This window comes from Azospirillum aestuarii (assembly GCF_016632405.1).
Lineage (GTDB): Bacteria > Pseudomonadota > Alphaproteobacteria > Azospirillales > Azospirillaceae > Azospirillum > Azospirillum aestuarii.
In genome coordinates, this window is sequence record NZ_JAEPIV010000016.1 from 109,567 (window position 1) to 126,200 (window position 16,634).

Annotated in this window: 16 protein-coding genes; 4 read left to right on the forward strand and 12 right to left on the reverse strand. The window is 69.3% G+C overall.

The features are described 5' to 3' along the window. Positions 1-3 precede the first annotated feature (3 nt). Genes JJL56_RS22805 through JJL56_RS22820 form a run of 4 tightly spaced genes read right to left on the reverse strand, consistent with a single transcriptional unit; the run spans position 4 to position 3,961 of the window. Positions 4-972, reverse strand: coding sequence for an ABC transporter substrate-binding protein (locus tag JJL56_RS22805; RefSeq protein WP_200486420.1), 969 nt, complete (start codon positions 970-972; stop codon positions 4-6). A gap of 58 nt (positions 973-1,030) precedes the next feature. Continuing rightward, a complete protein-coding gene (gene leuD, locus JJL56_RS22810) occupies positions 1,031-1,657 on the reverse strand; it encodes a 3-isopropylmalate dehydratase small subunit (RefSeq protein WP_200486421.1) in 627 nt (208 codons plus the stop codon). A 1-nt stretch (position 1,658) separates the two neighbouring features. After that, complete coding sequence (gene leuC, locus JJL56_RS22815; protein ID WP_200486422.1) at positions 1,659-3,074, reverse strand: 3-isopropylmalate dehydratase large subunit; 1,416 nt, start codon at positions 3,072-3,074, stop codon at positions 1,659-1,661. 14 nt (positions 3,075-3,088) lie between these two features. Beyond that, a complete protein-coding gene (locus JJL56_RS22820; RefSeq protein WP_200486423.1) occupies positions 3,089-3,961 on the reverse strand; it encodes an isocitrate lyase/phosphoenolpyruvate mutase family protein in 873 nt (290 codons plus the stop codon). A 160-nt stretch (positions 3,962-4,121) separates the two neighbouring features. Between JJL56_RS22820 and JJL56_RS22825 the strand changes: the two genes are divergently transcribed. Further along, positions 4,122-4,823 carry a GntR family transcriptional regulator gene (locus tag JJL56_RS22825; protein ID WP_200486424.1) on the forward strand — a complete coding sequence of 234 codons (702 nt, stop codon included), beginning with the start codon at positions 4,122-4,124 and terminating at the stop codon, positions 4,821-4,823. Positions 4,824-4,950: 127 nt separating this feature from the next. On the opposite strand, the gene JJL56_RS22830 is transcribed toward JJL56_RS22825, so the two are convergent. From JJL56_RS22830 to JJL56_RS22850, 5 genes are all read right to left on the reverse strand, one after another. After that, a complete protein-coding gene (locus tag JJL56_RS22830; RefSeq protein ID WP_200486425.1) occupies positions 4,951-5,964 on the reverse strand; it encodes a proline racemase family protein in 1,014 nt (337 codons plus the stop codon). A 68-nt stretch (positions 5,965-6,032) separates the two neighbouring features. Then, complete coding sequence (locus tag JJL56_RS22835; RefSeq protein WP_200486426.1) at positions 6,033-6,821, reverse strand: ABC transporter permease; 789 nt, start codon at positions 6,819-6,821, stop codon at positions 6,033-6,035. Beyond that, positions 6,818-7,681, reverse strand: coding sequence for an ABC transporter permease (locus tag JJL56_RS22840; RefSeq protein ID WP_200486427.1), 864 nt, complete (start codon positions 7,679-7,681; stop codon positions 6,818-6,820). The genes JJL56_RS22835 and JJL56_RS22840 overlap by 4 nt, the downstream gene beginning before the upstream one ends. After that, positions 7,678-8,760 carry an ABC transporter ATP-binding protein gene (locus tag JJL56_RS22845; RefSeq protein WP_200486428.1) on the reverse strand — a complete coding sequence of 361 codons (1,083 nt, stop codon included), beginning with the start codon at positions 8,758-8,760 and terminating at the stop codon, positions 7,678-7,680. The genes JJL56_RS22840 and JJL56_RS22845 overlap by 4 nt, the downstream gene beginning before the upstream one ends. A 26-nt stretch (positions 8,761-8,786) precedes the next feature. Beyond that, positions 8,787-9,857 carry an ABC transporter substrate-binding protein gene (locus tag JJL56_RS22850; RefSeq protein ID WP_200486429.1) on the reverse strand — a complete coding sequence of 357 codons (1,071 nt, stop codon included), beginning with the start codon at positions 9,855-9,857 and terminating at the stop codon, positions 8,787-8,789. A 119-nt stretch (positions 9,858-9,976) separates the two neighbouring features. On the opposite strand from JJL56_RS22850, the gene JJL56_RS22855 reads away from it, so the two are divergent. After that, the gene (locus JJL56_RS22855) at positions 9,977-11,017 is read left to right on the forward strand and encodes a GlxA family transcriptional regulator (protein WP_211111944.1); all 1,041 of its coding nucleotides are present in this window, start codon (positions 9,977-9,979) and stop codon (positions 11,015-11,017) included. Between the two features lie 21 nt (positions 11,018-11,038). Here the strand turns inward: JJL56_RS22855 and JJL56_RS22860 are convergent, their stop codons facing one another. After that, positions 11,039-11,686 (reverse strand): response regulator, encoded by a 648-nt coding sequence (locus JJL56_RS22860; protein WP_200486430.1) that lies wholly within the window; start codon positions 11,684-11,686, stop codon positions 11,039-11,041. Next, positions 11,683-13,059, reverse strand: a complete 1,377-nt coding sequence (locus JJL56_RS22865) for an ATP-binding protein (protein WP_247891203.1) — start codon at positions 13,057-13,059, stop codon at positions 11,683-11,685. The genes JJL56_RS22860 and JJL56_RS22865 overlap by 4 nt, the downstream gene beginning before the upstream one ends. 313 nt (positions 13,060-13,372) lie before the next feature. Here JJL56_RS22865 and JJL56_RS22870 point away from each other — a divergent pair, with 313 nt between their 5' ends. Together JJL56_RS22870 and JJL56_RS22875 are read left to right on the forward strand one after the other, a co-directional pair. Then, positions 13,373-15,283, forward strand: coding sequence for a methanol/ethanol family PQQ-dependent dehydrogenase (locus JJL56_RS22870; RefSeq protein WP_200486431.1), 1,911 nt, complete (start codon positions 13,373-13,375; stop codon positions 15,281-15,283). Positions 15,284-15,382: 99 nt separating this feature from the next. Continuing rightward, complete coding sequence (locus JJL56_RS22875; protein WP_200486432.1) at positions 15,383-16,003, forward strand: pentapeptide repeat-containing protein; 621 nt, start codon at positions 15,383-15,385, stop codon at positions 16,001-16,003. A 132-nt stretch (positions 16,004-16,135) separates the two neighbouring features. Here JJL56_RS22875 and JJL56_RS22880 read toward each other — a convergent pair. Beyond that, positions 16,136-16,634, reverse strand: a 499-nt coding sequence (locus JJL56_RS22880; RefSeq protein WP_200486433.1) for an IS6 family transposase, incomplete at its 5' end; no start/stop codon positions are given.

Here is a 16,634-nt window from a genome sequence, read left to right on the forward strand (position 1 = left end):
CGGTTATTTCAGGAACGAGGCGTCGGCGTGCTTCGACCAGTCGACCTCGCCCTTGACCTCGCCGATGATCTGCAGCCCCTTGATCAGGTTGTTCATCCCGTCATACTCGAAATCACCGGCGCTCCAATATTTGATGCTCGCCAGATTCTTCAGCGCCTGCAGCGCGATCGCCTCGTCGATGTCGTAGTATTTGGTCATGATCTTGGCGGTCTCTTCGGGATTGGCATAGACGAAGTCCACCCCCTTGCGCCGCGCCTCGATCAGCTTCCTCAGCTTGTCGCCGTTCTTCGCGGCGAATTCCGACGTGGTGACGCCCACCGTCTGCACCATGGTCGGCAGTTCCGTCTCGACCGCGAAGACCATGTGGTACTTGTTCTGCACGCGCGCCCAGATCGGGTCCATCACCGGGGCGGCGGCCACCCCGCCCTGCTCCAGCATGGTCAGGCCGCCGCCGACGCCGCCCGCCGACACGCCGTCCACCGTGATGCCGTGCTTGTCCTTCACCATGGTCAGCAGCATGTCGGTGACCGACTTCGGGCTGGTGAAGGCGACCTTCTTGCCGTCCAGGTCCTTGGCGGTCTTCACCGGCGAGTCCGGCTTGGTCACCCACAGGATCTCGCCCGCCGTGCGGACGCCGGTGTGGATGATCTTCACGTCCAGACCTTGGTTGATGGCGGCCACCGCCGCCGACAGGGCGACCTCGCCGTAGGGCATCGGCGCCGCCATGACGTTGCGCATGGTCGTGCCGCCGCCCTTGGAGGTCAGGACGCCGGTGATGTCCAGCCCCTGCTCCTTGTAATAGCCCTTCTCCATGGCGACGGCGTAGGGAGCGCCGTACATCAGAACGCCCCAGTGGGTGACCGTGATCTCCTCGGCCTGCGCCGGGACGGCCGGGACCAGGGTGGCGAGCGCCACTCCCATGGCCGCCGCTCCCAGGACCGCCTTGCGCTTCATCGTGGTTATGAACGACATCGCTGTTCCTCCCAATGTGCCGCTGGCCTTTCCGGCCATGCGCGTTGACCCGGACCCGTCAGGCGGTGGGCAGGGCGTGAATCCACGGGCGCTGCGCCCGGTCGCGCGCCTCGAACGCCGCCATGGCGGCGTCGTGGCGCAGGCTGGCCCCGATCTCGTCGAGCCCCTCCAGAAGCGCCTGCCGCCGCGCCGTCTCCATCGTGAAGGGAAACTCCCGCCCGTCCGACGCTGTGACGCGGCAGGCATCGATGTCCACCGTCATGGCGGCGGCCGGCGTTGCCTGGGCACAGGCGACGAGATGGGCAAGCGCGGCCTCGTCCAGAGTCACCGCGGCCAGACCGTTCTTCTGGCAGTTCTCGTGGAAGATGCTGGCGAAGCTCGGCGCGATCACGCAGCGGATGCCGAAGTCCATCAGGCTCCACACCGCGTGTTCGCGCGACGAGCCGCAGCCGAAATTTTCGCCGGCCAACAGGATCGTCGCCTCCCGCCAGGGGGCTTGGTTCAAGACGAAGTCCGGCCGTTCCTTGTCGTCTTCGTCAAACCGCCATTCGGAGAAGAGTCCGGCGCCCAGCCCGCTGCGGTGGATCGTCAGCAGATGCGCCTTGGGGATGATCGCGTCGGTGTCCACGTTGGGTTGCGGCAGTGGTGCGGCGATCCCGGTGATGCGGTTGATGGGTTCCGGCATGTCAGACACCCCCTTCCAGACTGCGGACATCGACGATGCGCCCGGCCACGGCCGCCGCGGCCGCGGTGGCGGGGCTGGCGAGGTGGGTGCGCGCGCCCGGCCCCTGGCGGCCTTCGAAATTGCGGTTCGAGGTGGCGACGCAGCGCTTGCCCGGCGGCACCCGGTCGGCGTTCATCCCGGCGCACATCGAACAGCCCGGCTCCCGCCATTCGAAGCCGGCGGCGGTGAACACGCGGTCCAGCCCCTCCGCCTCGGCCTGCCGGCGCACCTGGCCGGAGCCCGGCACGACCAGAGCGCGCAGGCCGGCGGCGACCCGCCGTCCCTTCAGCACGGCGGCGGCGGCCCGCAGATCCTCGATGCGGCTGTTGGTGCAGGAGCCGATGAAGACCATGTCCACCGGCAGGTCGCGCATCGGCGTCCCCGGCTCCAGCCCGATGTAGTCGAGCGCCCGGCGCATCGCCTGCCGGCGCTTGGGATCGGCCTCGCGCTCCGGATCGGGCACGGTCTCGCCGACGCCGATGCAATCCTGCGGGCTGGTGCCCCAGGACACCTGCGGGGTGAGGCTGGAGACGTCCAGTTCGATCTCGGCGTCGAAGCGGGCGCCGGGATCGCTCGCCAGGGCGCGCCACGCCGCCACCGCCGGCTCCCACAGGTCGCCCGCCGGGGCGAAGGGCCGCCCCTGGAGATAGGCGAAGGTCACCTCGTCGGGGGCGATCAGACCGAAGCGCGCGCCCAGTTCCACCGACATGTTGCAGACGGTCATCCGCTCTTCCATGGAGAGCGCGCGGATGGCCGGGCCGGCGTATTCGACGCCGTAGCCCGTCGCCCCCGCTGTGCCGATGGTGGCGATCAGCTTCAGCACCATGTCCTTGGCCGACACACCCGCCGGACGGGTTCCGCTGAAGGTGATGCGCATGGTCGGCGGGCGGCGCAGGATGGCCGTCTGCGTCGCCATGACATGCTCGACCTCCGACGTGCCGATGCCCCAGGCCATGGCGCCCAGCGCGCCGACCGTGCTGGTGTGGCTGTCGCCGCAGACCAGGGTGGCGCCCGGCAGGGCGATCCCCAGCTCCGGCGCGATCACATGCACGATGCCCTGGCGCACGTCGCCCAGGTCGAACAGCGCGACGCCGGTGGCCTCGGCGTTGGCGCGCAGGGCGCGGATCATCTCCGGCCCGCCCGGCACCGTGTCGTCGGTGCGGCCATTCTCGGTCGAGACGATGTGGTCCGCCGTCGCGAAGGTCAGGTCGGGGCGGCGCAGCCGGCGCCCGGCGGCGGCCAGCCCGGCGTAGGCCTGCGGGCTGGTGACCTCGTGCAGCATGTGGCGGTCGATGTGGAGCAGCACCCGCCCGTCGCCCAGATCGGCGACGACGTGCTGATCCCAGATCTTGTCGATGATGGAACGCGGCGTGTTCATGGCGTTGCCTCCCCTCACTCTGCAGCCCGGTAGGCCTGTTCGCGCTCGTAGTAGTCGGGGAAGCCGACAAGGTCCTTCAGCGCCTCGAAATCGGCCTGGGCCACCCGGCTTTCCTGCCCGTCCGCCACCGCGGTCAGGGCGGTGCGCATGGCGTCGATGGCCGCCGACATCAGGGTCAGCGGATAGGCGGCGAGCTTGAACCCCAGCGCCTCCAGTTCCTGCGGCGGCAGCATCGGCGTCTGGCCGCCGCGCACCATGTTCGCCATGGCCGGCCGGTCGATGCCCGCGCAAAAGGCGGCCATCTCCATCTCATTGTGCGGGGCCTCCATGAAGATGATGTCGGCGCCCTCCTCCACGAAATCCTGACAGCGTTCCAGCGCCGCGTCGAAGCCGTGCACGGCGCGGGCGTCCGTCCGCGCCAGGATCAGGATGTCATCGGACCCCGACCGCGCGGCATCGACGGCGGCGCGGATCTTCATGCGCGCCTCGGCCCGCCCGACGACCTGCTTGCCCTTGGTATGGCCGCAGCGCTTGGGGCTGACCTGATCCTCGATCAGGACGGCGGCGGCCCCGGCGCGGGCGTAGTCGCGCACGGTGCGCTGTACGTTCATGGCGTTGCCGTAGCCGGTGTCGCCGTCGCCGATCACCAGCAGGCCGGGGGCCGCCTGACAGACGTTGCGGAGCTGGTCCAGCATCTCGGCGAAAGAGATCAGCCCGGTGTCGGGCATCCCCAGCCGGGTGGCCGAGACGGCGAAGCCGCTCATCAGGCTGACGCGGAAACCGGCCTGCTCGATCAGCCGCGCCGACAGCGCGTCAAAACAGCAGGGCATCAGGTGAAGGCCGGGAGCCTCCAGCAACGTTTTCAGGCGTTGTGCGGGTGTCGTCACCGGTTGTATCCCTCCCTTGTCGCCGCTTCAGCCGGTGGCTTCCAACAGAGCGCACCGGAAACGGGCGTTTAATTTGTTGTGCTAACGAACATAATGCGTCATTGTATACAACGCAACCCGAAAAGTTCAGGCGCCGGACAGAAGCGCAAGGGAGGTCAGCATGGCGGACAGCGCCGGGGCTCTGGCGCCCCAATGGGACAACGGCTTTAGCGGCGGCTCCAACCGCGCCGCCGACCGCGCCTACCGCTTCATCCGCGAGGGCATCCTGGCCAGCCGCTGGCCGCCGGGCGCCCATCTGCGCGAGCAGGAGCTGGCCGAGCTGACCGGGGTCAGCCGCACCCCCGTGCGCGAGGCGCTGCGCCGGCTGTCCGCCGATGGGCTGCTGCAGCTCGTGCCCAACCTTGGCGCCACGGTGAACGCCTGGACGATCCAGGACCTCGACGAGATCTTCGGACTGCGCGCGACGCTGGAAAGCCAAGTGGCCGGCCTCGCCGCCAGCCGCGCGGAGACTCACCATCTTGTCGAGTTGGGAGCGCTGTGCGACGCGATGGAGGCGGTGGTGGGGGATGGCGGCGCGGTGGACTTCTCGCGCATCACGCCGCTGAACGACCGCTTCCACGGCTTGCTGATCGACATCGCCGGGGATCGGCGCCTGGGCCAGATGATCCGGCAGGTGGTGGAGATGCCGCTGGTGCTGCGGACCTTCGCCCGCTACAGCCGGCGCGACCTCGCCCGCAGCATGAACCACCACCGCGAGATCGTCGAAGCCCTGACCGCCCGCGATGGGGAATGGGCGTCGTCGGTGATGCGCGCTCATGTGCGCGCCGGGCGGGCCGTCTTCACGGTCCCGAAAACCGAGTGAGCGTCATTGTATACAACGCTAGCGCACCGATACGGGTGAGCGGATCGCCCATCGGCGCAGCACAAAGGTCCCGGCGCCCTGAGGGGACGCCGGGACGAAGTTCAGGACGCTACTGCTGCGGGGCCGGTCAGGCGACCAGGAAGCCGGCGCCGACCGGATCGTTGCGGTCGATCACCCAGCGGGCGGTGCCGAGGATGCTGGCCGTGCCCTTGACGGTCGGGCGCACGGCGCGCACGCCGTTCAGGCGGGTCTCGCCGAGCAGGCTGCCCTCGAAGGTGCCGGTGCCGAGCAGGCCCTCGGAACGGATGGTGTCGCCGATCGCCATCTTCCCGCGCGCCTCGAACATCGCCATCATCGCGCTGGTGCCGGTGCCGCCCGGCGAGCGGTCGAGCTGGCCGGCGCTGAAGACGTGGACGTTCTTGTAGAAGGCGCCCTCGATGGTCGGCTCGTGCCAGAAGGTCACGAAGTTGAAGTTGTTGATGTGCGCCGAAGCCGGGTGCTGGATCGCCACCTTCTGGCGGAGCTGCTCACGCGCCAGGATGCCGTAATGCGACAGGGCGGTGCCGTTCTCCGGCCCGATGCGCAGCGACGTGCCGGTCAGGTCGATGATGCCGAAGTAGTTGCCGCCCCACACGATGTCGGCCTTAAGCGGGCCGATCTCCGGCAGTTCGAACGCCACGTCCTGCGCGGCGACGTAGGCCGGGACGTTCTCGAACCTGGTCCACAGCACCCGGTCGCCCTCATGGGCCACCTCGGCGACGACGAGGCCGGCGGTCGTCTCGAAGCGGATGGTGGTGCGCCCGTTCTCGCCGCGGCGGACGAGGCCGTTGGCGACCATCGCCATGGCGACGGCGATCGTGCCGTGGCCGCACATGTGCGAATACTGGGTGCCGTCGATGTAGATCAGGCCGGCGTCGTAGTCCGGGCCGGACGGCGGGGTCAGGAAGACGCCGAACATGTCCTTGTGGCCGCGCGGCTCGCGCATCAGGGCTTCGCGCAGCCAATCATAATGCGTCTCCAGGAACTGGCGCTTCTCCAGGATGCTGGAACCGGCCGGATAGGGGATGCCGCTGTGGATGATGCAGAGCGGCTCGCCCTCGGTGTGGGTGTACAGGACATCGAATGCGTCTTGCATGCGCATGGAAGGACCCTTTCGTGGATCGGATTCAGTGTTGGATCGGGGGGATGAAGCGGGGGTGCCGGGACCGGTCAGCGCCGGTCCGACAGAAGGTGCAGTCCGACGGTGAGGTCGAGAATGATGATCGCCAGAGCCGCCACGCCGATGGTGATGGAGGACACCGCGGCGATGACCGGGTCGATCGTGTACTGGACGTAGTTGAACAGCTTGACCGGGATGGTCGTCATCTCCGCCGTGGTGTTGAAGATGCTCAGCTCGACGTTGATCCAGGAGGAGATGAAGGCGAAGATCGCGCCGCTCGCCAGGCCGCTGCGGATTTGCGGCAGCGTGACGAGGAAGAAGGTCTCCATCGGGCGGGCGCCCAGGTCGGCGGAGGCCTCCTCCAGCGCCCGCTGCTCCGGCGTCAGCTGCGGCAGGACGGAGCGCAGGACGAAGGGCATGATGATCACGATGTGCCCGACCAGCAGCGCCGTGAAGCTGCGCATCAGCCCCAGCGCCGCGCAATATTGCAGCAGGGCGGCGCCCAGCACGACGTGCGGCAGGACCAGCGGCGACATCAGCAGCGACAGCAGGAACTTCTTGCCCGGAAACTCGCAGCGGGCGATGGCCAGCGCCGCCGGAACGCCGAGCAGCAGGGCCGCCGCCGTGGCGACCAGGGCCAGCAGGGTGCTGGTGCCGAAGGCCGCCAGATAGGAGGTGTCGCCGAGCATCCGCCCGTACCAGTCGAGCGTCAGCCCCTGCGGCGGGAAGGCGAGGTAGCTGGTGGCGGTGAAGGAGGAACCGACGATGACCAGAAGCGGCAGCATCAGGTAGGCCATGACCGACCAGGACACCACCCGCAGAAGAAGCCGTGCGATCATTGGGCTTTCCTCCCCGTTGCGCCGGCCCCGGCGTTGCCGATCCAGCCGGCCAGACCGACCAGGAGCAGCGTCATGACCAGCAGCGTCATGCTGAGCGCGCCGCCGTAGTTCACGTCGAAGACCGTGCTGTACTGCTGGAAGATCAGCATGGGGAAGACCGTGATCTTGCCGCCGCTCAGCAGGGCCGGCGTGACATAGGCGCTGACCGCCAGGGTGAAGACCATGACGATCCCCGACATCAGCCCCGGCAGGCAGAGCGGAAAGGTGACCGTCCGGAAGGTGTCGAAGGGCGTGGCGCCGAGGTCGGAGGACGCATCCTCCAGCGCCGGGTCCACCGCGGCCAGCGCGTTGCCGACGGCCAGCACGATGAAGGGCAGCAGGATGTAGACCAGCCCGATCACGATGCCCAGCTCGGTGCCGAGGAAGCGCATCGGACGGTCCAGGATGCCCACCCCGACCAGCGCGTCGTTGACGAGGCCGTTGCGTCCCAGCAGGACCATCCAGCCGAAGGAGCGGACGATGTTGCTGGTGAACAGCGGCAGCACCAGCAGGATGACGCAGGTCCGCCGCAGCGCCGGCGACTTGACCACCCGCACCAGATAATAGGCCAGCGGGTAGCCGAGCAGCGCGCAGGCCACCGTGGTCAGCCCGGCGATGCGGAAGGTCGCCGCCAGCACGTCCCAGTGATACTGGTCGAACAGCACCCGCGCGTAGTTGCCGAGGGACGGCACGCCGCCGGCCATCAGGCTGGACGACACGACCACGATCATCGGAACGGCGAAGAAGGCCACGAAGAAGGCGACCGGGGCCGCCAGCAGGGGCAAGGCTCGGTTCATGGCGGCGCTCATGGTCGTGCTCATGGTCCGGACCGGTGCGGGGCCGGCTCGGCGACGATGTGGACATGCCCCGGACGGAAGCCGACGAAGACCGGCGCCCCCGGTTTCAGCCCCTCCCCCGCCATGCCCAGCCGGCGGCTGGCCAGCAGGTGCTCGCCGACGCGCACCGTCACGACGGTCTGCCCGCCGGTGTCGATGACGTCCTCGACGAACCCCTGGTCGGTGATCAGGCCCGGCGCCTCCGGCTGGTTCAGCAGCTCGACATGCTCGGGCCGCAGCACCGCGGTGTAGCGCTGCCGCGTGTCGGCGCCGAGATGGGGCAGCAGCGCCGCCCCCACCGCCAGCCGCACCCCGGCGTCGCCCTCCGCCGTTCCCGGCAGCAGGTTGGCCTCGCCGATGAAGTCGGCGACGAAGCGGCTGGCCGGACGGGTGTAGATGGCCCGCCCGTCGCCCACCTGCTCGATCACGCCGCGGTTCATGACGACGATGCGGTTCGCCATGCTCATCGCCTCCTCCTGGTCGTGGGTCACGAACACGAAGGCGATGCCGAGCTTCTCCTGGAGATGCTTCAGCTCGATCTGCATCCGCTTGCGCAGCTTCAGGTCGAGCGCGCTCAGCGGCTCGTCGAGCAGGAGGAGCTTCGGGCGGTTGACGAAGGCCCGCGCCAGGGCGACGCGCTGCTGCTGGCCGCCCGACAGCTCCCGTGGGAAGCGCCCCGCCGCGGAGTCCAGCCCGACCAGCTCCAGCGCCTCGCGGGCGCGCTCCAGCGCCTCGCCCCGCGCCGCCCCGTGACGGCGCGGCCCGTAGGCCACGTTGTCGAGGATGTTCAGGTGCGGGAACAGGGCGTAGTGCTGGAACACCGTGTTCAGCGGGCGCCGGTGGGGCGGCAGCCGCGTCACGTCCTCCCCGCCGATCCGGATGGTGCCGGAATCGGGGGAGAGGAAGCCGGCGATGCAGCGCAGCAGGGTCGTCTTGCCGCAGCCGCTCGGCCCCAGCAGGGCGACGAACTCACCATGGGCCACATCCAGCGACACGTCCCTCAGCGCATGGTATGTGCCGAAATGCTTGTCGACGGAGCGGATGGAGAGCAGAGCGTCAGACATGGAAGGACTCCCCGGCTGGCTGCGGTTCACTGGCGGGCGAGTTCGCGGTTCCAGGCGTCGGTGATCGCCGCGCGGTCCCGGTTGATGTCCGCCCAGTTGAAGAGCTGGAGGTTCTTGACCGACCCGCCGACGCCCCAGGGCAGCTTGCGCTCGACGTCCGGCGACACCGACACGCCCTGCACCGCCGGACCGAGATAGAGCTTCTCCGCCAGACAGGCCGACGCCTGCGGGGTCAGGGCGGTGTCGATGAAGCGCTGGGCGTCGGCCTTGTGCGGGGCGTTCTTGACCAGATGCAGGCGGGCGTCGGTGGCCCAGACGCCTTCCTTCGGAACGGCGAAGCCGATGGGCAGGCCCTTGTCGGCCAGATCCCAGGCGCCGACGTTGAAATGCGCGCCGATGATCGCCTCGCCGCTCTGGTAGGCGTTGCTCGCCGCCCCCGAGCTGTCGAAGTAGAGCGCGGTCTTCAGCGTCTTCAGCTTCTCAAAGGTCTTGGACAGGTCGCCCGGCGGGTTGCCCCACATGCGATTCAGGAACATGACGAAGGGCACGCCGGAAGAGTTGGCCGGCGACGGGATCGTCACCGTGTCCGCGAACTCCGGCTTCCACAGGTCGTTCCACGAGGTCGGCGGGGTCTTGATCTCCTTGGTGTTGTAGGTCAGGCCGAGCGAGTAGTAGCCCGAACCGACGGCGAAGATCGACCCGTCCGCCTTGTAGACCGCTTCGGGCTGCGCCTTCGCCAGGTTCGGCACGCCCGCCGCGTCGATGGCGTCCAGCACGCCGGCCGCCTGCGCCATCTCGCTGATGCCGCCGTCCATGTAGGCGACGTCGAGCGTCGGCGCGTCCTTCTGCTGCTGCAGCTTGGCGAAGGTCACGGTCGAGGTGCCGATCTCCGGAACGACGCGGACGCCGGTCGCCTTGGTGAAGGGCTCCGCGACGCAGGTGCGGAAGGCCTCGCCCCAGTTGCCACCGTACCAGGCGACGCGGATCTCGCCCTGGGCCGCGGCCGGCAGGGCGTGGAGGGAGACTCCGGCCGCCAGGACGGCGGACAGGGCGGCAAGGCGGGAAGCGTTGCGGGTGGCGGCGCGCGTATGGGTCATGACCGGTTCCTTCGTGGTGTCGGTCCAGCGGGCGTCAGAGCCATGGTTCGTTCGAAAGCTAATTGTTCGAGCGTATTTTCCGATAGAAGAATGCTGCCGAATCCTTGAATATTTCCGACATGCCGACACCCAGACCCGACATTCCCGACGCCCCGGACCGCGACGCTTCATTTGCGACCGATCCCAGGTTACGCATCGGCTTCGTGCTGCTCGACCAGTTCACGCTGACCGCCTTCTCCGGGTTGATCGACGCGCTCCGGCTCGCCGCCGACCCCGGAGGGCGCAGCCGGCAGATCGACGCCAGCTGGACGGTGATGAGCGTCGGCGGACAGCCGCGCCAGTCGAGTTGCGGCGTGCTGGTGACACCCAACAGCGATCTGCTCGCCCCGGCGCCCTTCGATTACGTGGCGGTGTGCGGCGGCAACGATTACCGGAACGAGGTGCCGGGTCCGGTCACCGCCTATCTGCGCGCGGTGGCGGCGCAGCGGGTGCGGCTTCTGGGCATCTGCACGGGCACCTTCGCCATCGCGCGCGCCGGCCTCGTCGGCACGCGCCGCGTCTGCGTCCACTGGAACGTGCTGGACACCTTCCGCGAGCGTTTCCCGACCGCCAACGCCTCGGTGGACCATCTCTTCATCGACGAGGGGGACCTGATCACCTGCGCCGGCTCGACGGCAGCCATCGACCTCGGCCTCTATCTCGTCGGGCGGCACTGCGGCGGGCAGAAGGCGCGGCAGGCCGTCCGCCACATGATGCTTCAGGACATCCGCCCCGGCGCGCTGCCGCAGGCGCACTTCTACGCCAACCTCGACGGCGTGACCGACGCCCGCGTCCGTCAGGCGACGCATTTCATCGAGCAGAGGTTGGACTCCCCGCCCTCCGTCGAGGCCATTGCCCGCTACGTCGGGGTCAGCGCCCGGCAGCTCGAACGGTCCTTCCAGGCCGCGCTGGGGATCTCGCCCTCGGCCTTCCAGCGCCGGCTGCGGCTGGATTACGGGCGTTGGCTGCTGGAGCACACACGCCGGACGATCACCGAGATCGCCTTCGACTGCGGCTTCGCCGACGCCGCCCATTTCTCGCGCGATTTCAAGACCCAGTTCGGCGAGATGCCCAGCCGGGCGCGCAAGAGCAAGCGCGGGGACGAGTCTCCGGCACCGTGACGGTCCCTCTCTTGGAACCGGTCAGGCCGCCAGCCCGTGGTCGATGGCGATGCGGATCAGGGCGCGCGTGCTGTCGGCGCCCAGCTTGTCCTTGATCTGCGTGCAGGCGTTGGCGACGGTCTTCTGGCTGATGCCGAGCGCCTCGGCGATGGCCGCCGCGGTCAGGCCGCGACCCACCAGCGCCAGGATCTCCCGTTCACGCTGGGTCAGCACCGCCAGCGGGTCGTCGGTCGGGGCCAGCGCCATCAGCGCCAGTTCGCGCGCCAGCGCGTGGTCGAGATGGACGCGGCCCGCCAGCACGCAGCGCACCGCGGTCACCAGCGTCTCCGGCGCGTCGTTCTTGGTGACGTAGCCCTTGGCGCCGGCCTTCAGCGCCCGCGCGGCAATGGCCGGGTCCTCGTGCATGCTGAAGATCAGCACCGGCACCCCCGGATTGTCCGCCCGGATCAGCCGCAGCACTTCCATCCCGCCACCATCCCTCCCACCGGCGCCCCCCGGCAGGTTGAGGTCGAGGATGACCACGTCCGGCCGTTCCGAGCGCCACAACGCCAGCGCCGCCGCCACGTCGGCGGCCTCGACCACGCGGCCGAGCCTTGCTTCGGCGAGCAGGCTCTGGCAGCCGGCGCGCACCACCGGATGATCGTCCACCAGGAGGATGGTCGGGGTCATGCAACGCGCTCCAGCCCGGCCGGGACGCAGGGGAGGCAGGCGGCCACACGGGTCCCCTGCCCGCCATCCGGTCCGATGGACAGTTCGCCGCCCAGCGCCCTCACCCGCTCCGCCATGCCGGAGATGCCCAATCCGCCACGCTCCGCTGCGCCCGGCCCCTCCCTAAACCCCGGCCCGAACCCCGGCCCATCATCGGTCACCACGACCTCCACCCGGTCGGTCCGGCGCCGCACCGTCACCGACACGTTGGTCGGCCGGGCGTGGCGGAGGGCGTTGACCAGCGATTCCTGCGCCAGCCGGAAGATCGTCAGGCGCAGCACCTCGTCCAGCCCGTCGATGCCGTCCGGCGTTCCATCCTCGGCCACGTCCAGCGACCAGCGCACCTCCGGCTCCCGCCGCGCCCATTCGTCGACCAGCCCGGACAGCGCCTCGCCCAACGGCAACTGGTCGAGCAGGGCCGGGCGCAGGCGGACCAGGATGCGCCGGCTCAACCGATGGACGTCCGCGGCCAGGGACAGCACGGCGCGGGCGCGTCCGGCGATCTCCACCCGTTCGCTGATGAAGGCCTCCGGCTTCGGCTCCTCGCTGAGGCGCAGGATGCGCCCGGCGTCCACCTTGATGGCGAACAGCGCCGCCCCCAGCTCGTCGTGAATTTCGCGGGCGATATCCCGCCGCTCGCGGTCCTGCGCCTCGATCAACCGCTGGCCGAGCCGGCGGTTCTCTCGCCCGGCCGCGGCGAGTTCCTCGGCCAGGGCGGCGATGCCGGTGCCCAGCCGGGCCAGTTCCGGCACGCCGCCGCCGGCAAGACCCTTCCGCGGTCCGGGTTCGTAAACGCCCCGGCGCAGGCGCTGCACCCCCGCCTCGATGCGGGCGAGCGGGGCCAGCGCCCGGCCCACGGCCACCCAGGCGGCGCCCAGCAACAGCAGCCCCACGACCAGCATCGCCAAGGCGAGGTCCCGCATGTCCTCCCAGACCTCGGCCACCTCGTCCTGCGGTTCGGCGACCACGGTCAGGAGGGCGCGTCCATCGGCACCGGTCAGTGCATGAGCCTGCGGCGCCACGCCGATCAGGGCCGCGAACCAGCCGGGAACGGCCTCATGGCCGGCATCCCCATTACCGAAGGAGCCGGAAGGCGCCTCGCCCGCAATGAAGCGCAGATGGCGCAGGCCCAGCCGGTCGAGCGCCGCGACGGCGTTCGGAACGGCCCCCCGCCCGGCTTCCGCCCGCCCGACAGCGATGCCGAGATCGAGGGCGGAGGCCATCTCCGCGCGGACGGCGTCGCGCGCGTTGGCGATCATCACAGCCGCGCCGGCCACCGCCAGCAGCGCGAGGAACAGCCCGATCAGGGCCAGCATGCGCATTCGCAACGACATCGCCGTCTGATCCTTCCGACACGCCCCATAGGACCATCGACGGAATGTTAGCGAAACAACTGGTCGCCCCGCCATGCGTCCTTCGACCAAGAAGCGGCGGGCGGACGGGCCTTTTGCCGCGGCACCGGGATTTTTTCCCTCCCCCTCCGGGACGCCGTCATACGCGCGTTGCAAGAACGTCGTCCCCGTATCGTCCAATGGAACCGAAGAACCGCCAAGACGAACATTGGGGGCGCAAGACGCGGTGCCGGAACCGGGGCGGATCGGGCGGACGATCCGCCCCGGAAAAAACGGCCTTTCACGGGGGAAACGTATGACTTTATCCTTGGACACCACGCCGAGAAACAAGGCGGACACCGGGGCCGGACGGGTTCGGCGCCGAATCATCACCGCGGTGGTGGCTGGATTCCTCGCCTCCACCACTCCGGCGGCCTGGGGAAGCGCCCAGGCCGCCGATGTCACCTGGGACGACATCGCCAACGACGCCAAGTCGGCCGGCGACGTGCTGATGTACGGCATGGGGGTGGAGGGCAAGCGCTTCAGCCCGCTGAAGCAGATCGACACCAACAGCGTGTCGCGGCTGGTCCCCGCCTGGTCCTTTTCCTTCGGCGACGAGAAGCAGCGCGGGCAAGAGACGCAGGCGCTGGTGCATGACGGGGTGATCTACGTCACCGCCTCCTACTCGCGGATGTTCGCGCTGGACGCGCGCACCGGCAAGCGGCTGTGGACCTACGCCCACCGCCTGCCCGACGACATCCGCCCCTGCTGCGACGTGGTCAACCGCGGGGCGGCGATCTACGGCGACAAGGTGTTCTTCGGCACGCTCGACGCCTCGCTCGTCGCGCTGAACAAGGACACCGGCAAGGTCGTCTGGCGCAAGAAGTTCGCCGATCACAAGGTCGGCTACACCATGACCGGCGCCCCGACCGTCGTGAAGGACCAGAAGACCGGGCGCATGTTGCTGATCCACGGCTCGTCGGGCGATGAGTTCGGCGTGGTCGGCCGCCTGTTCGCCCGCGATCCCGACACCGGCGACGAGATCTGGATGCGCCCGCTGGTCGAGGGGCACCTGGGCCGGCTCGACGGCAAGGACAGCACCCCCACCGGCAGCGCCAAGGCGCCGTCCTGGCCGCGCGACAAGGACGGGCAGCTCGTTGAGGCCTGGAACCACGGCGGCGGCGCGCCCTGGCAGAGCGCCACCTTCGACGTGGAGACCAACACGATCGTCATCGGCACCGGCAACCCGGCGCCGTGGAACGGCTGGGCGCGCTGGCCCGGCGACAGCCTCTACACCTCCGGTCAGGCCTATGTCGATCCGACCACGGGCGAGCTGAAGGGCTTCTACCAGCACACCCCCAACGACACCTGGGACTTCTCCGGCAACAACGAGCTGGTGCTGTTCGACTACAAGGACGCGTCGGGCAAGACGGTGAAGGCGACCGCCCACGCCGACCGCAACGGCTTCTTCTACGTCACCGACCGGACGAAGCTGGCGACGGCGGGCGGCGAGGCTAACAAGCCGAACAGCGTGCTGGCGGCCTTTCCCTTCGTGGACGGCATCACCTGGGCCAAAGGCATCGACCTGAAGACCGGCCGCCCCATCGAGGTCGAGGGCCAGCGCCCGCCGCCGCCCGCCGAGGGCGAGAAGCGCGGCAAGTCGGTCGAGGTCTCCCCGCCCTTCCTCGGCGGCAAGAACTGGAACCCGATGTCCTACAGCGAGGACACCGGCCTGTTCTACATCGCCGCCAACCACTGGAAGGAGGACTACTGGACGGAGCATGTCGGCTACAACCCCGGCTCCGCCTATCTCGGCATGGGCTTCCGCATTCACAAGATGTTCGAGGACCATGTCGGCGTCCTGCGCGCGATCGACCCGACGACCGGCAAGGTCGCCTGGGAGCACAAGGAGGAGTTGCCGCTGTGGTCCGGCACGCTGGCGACCGCCGGCGGGCTGGTCTTCACCGGGACCGGCGACGGCTACGTCAAGGCGTTCGACGCCAAGTCCGGGGCGGAGCTTTGGAAGTTCCAGACCGGCTCCGGCATCATCTCCTCCCCGGTCACCTGGGAGCTGGACGGGGTGCAGTATGTCGGCATCACCACCGGCTATGGCGGCGCCGTGCCGCTGTGGGGCGGCGATCTCGCCGACCTGACCACCCGCGTGACCCAGGGCGGCTCCTTCTGGGTGTTCAAGCTGGCCGACGTGAAGGTCTCCAGCGCCAAGTGACCGCCGCCAAGTGACCGCCTGCCGGGGCGGGAAAGCGGGCGGACCGGCCCGTTTCCCCGCCCCGGTCTTCATGCATCGCAGCGATGGGAGTTCTCCCCCATGAACCGCTTCTTCCGACCCGCCTTCGCCCTGTGCGCCCTGCTGTTCCTGTCCGGCCCGCTCACCGCCCCGCTGGCGGCGGAGGTGGAGACCGCCAGCCTCGGCGGCGGCGAGGAGGAGCGCGTCACCGAGGTCGCCGGCTGCGTCCTGACGGCCAAGGCGATCTGCCCCGGCATCGACCTGCGCCACCGCAACCTGCGCAGCCTGTCGCTGGCCGGCGCTGACCTGCGCGGCGCCAACCTGATGCGGGCCGACCTGCGTCACGCCGACCTGCGCGGGGCCGATCTCAGCGGGGCCATCCTCGACGGCGCCGATCTGCGCACCGCCTTCCTTCAGGGCACGCGCCTGTCCGGCGCCCGCCTGCGCGGCGCCAACCTGGAATTCGCCCGCGCCAACGGCGCCGACCTGCGGCAGGCCGACCTGACCGCCGCCAATCTGGAGGCGCTGCGCGCCGACAAGGCCGACCTCACCGGCGCCAACCTGGAGGGCGCCAACCTTCAGGAGGCCAAGCTGTCCCTGACCAACCTGTCGCACGCCAACCTGGAGGGCGCGAAGATCCGCTTCGCCATCTTCCAGGACGCGCTGATGACCGACTGCCGCTCCTGCCCCACCGACTGGTGACGGAAAGCCGCCGCCGCGAGCGTTTTCACCAAGCGGCGGCGCTGAAGGCCGACACGGTCCTGAACGTCGTCACGGCCGGCGGTTTCGTTGCGAAGTCTAGCCGAGGGTGATCGCGCCCCCGGCTCAGCAACGTTAGGCGGCAACCGCGAACAGGGTGGCGATGAAGGCGGCCTGGGCCGACATGTCGTTGGCGGGCATGGCGGCGACCTGCCCTTTGCGCACCATCGCCATGACCTCATAGCCAGCGATGGTCCGCCGCGCGGTGTGGAAGCTCTTGAAGCCGAGCCCTGGCCGGACCAACCGCTTGGTCCGGCGGTGATCTTGTTCAACGATATTGTTAAGATACTTGACTTGTCGGAGCTTGGCAAAGCGCCACAGCTCGTTGTCTTTCTTCATCACTTTAGTCGCGCTCGGGTAGGCGGCGTTCTTGTCGACGGTGATGGTGCGCGGGTTGACCGTGCGCGCCTGCCTCAGCGCCTTGCGGAAGAAGCGGCGCGCGGCCGCGGCGTCGCGTTTGGCACTGAGGAGGAAGTCGATGGTCTGCCCACGCGCGTCGACGGCGCGGTGCAGGTACATCCACCGCCCCTTCACCCTCACGTAGGTCTCGTCCACCCGCCAGGAGCCGGTCGTC

Coding starts and splice junctions, on each gene's coding strand:
- leuD (WP_200486421.1), bottom strand. CDS start 1,657: ATGCCGGAACCCATCAACCGCATCACCGGGATCGCCGCACCACTGCCG.
- JJL56_RS22835 (WP_200486426.1), bottom strand. CDS start 6,821: ATGATCGCACGGCTTCTTCTGCGGGTGGTGTCCTGGTCGGTCATGGCC.
- JJL56_RS22845 (WP_200486428.1), bottom strand. CDS start 8,760: ATGTCTGACGCTCTGCTCTCCATCCGCTCCGTCGACAAGCATTTCGGC.
- JJL56_RS22855 (WP_211111944.1), top strand. CDS start 9,977: ATGCCGACACCCAGACCCGACATTCCCGACGCCCCGGACCGCGACGCT.
- JJL56_RS22860 (WP_200486430.1), bottom strand. CDS start 11,686: ATGACCCCGACCATCCTCCTGGTGGACGATCATCCGGTGGTGCGCGCC.
- JJL56_RS22870 (WP_200486431.1), top strand. CDS start 13,373: ATGACTTTATCCTTGGACACCACGCCGAGAAACAAGGCGGACACCGGG.
- JJL56_RS22850 (WP_200486429.1), bottom strand. CDS start 9,857: ATGACCCATACGCGCGCCGCCACCCGCAACGCTTCCCGCCTTGCCGCC.
- JJL56_RS22805 (WP_200486420.1), bottom strand. CDS start 972: ATGTCGTTCATAACCACGATGAAGCGCAAGGCGGTCCTGGGAGCGGCG.
- JJL56_RS22840 (WP_200486427.1), bottom strand. CDS start 7,681: ATGAGCACGACCATGAGCGCCGCCATGAACCGAGCCTTGCCCCTGCTG.
- JJL56_RS22865 (WP_247891203.1), bottom strand. CDS start 13,059: ATGTCGTTGCGAATGCGCATGCTGGCCCTGATCGGGCTGTTCCTCGCG.
- JJL56_RS22875 (WP_200486432.1), top strand. CDS start 15,383: ATGAACCGCTTCTTCCGACCCGCCTTCGCCCTGTGCGCCCTGCTGTTC.
- leuC (WP_200486422.1), bottom strand. CDS start 3,074: ATGAACACGCCGCGTTCCATCATCGACAAGATCTGGGATCAGCACGTC.
- JJL56_RS22830 (WP_200486425.1), bottom strand. CDS start 5,964: ATGCGCATGCAAGACGCATTCGATGTCCTGTACACCCACACCGAGGGC.
- JJL56_RS22825 (WP_200486424.1), top strand. CDS start 4,122: ATGGCGGACAGCGCCGGGGCTCTGGCGCCCCAATGGGACAACGGCTTT.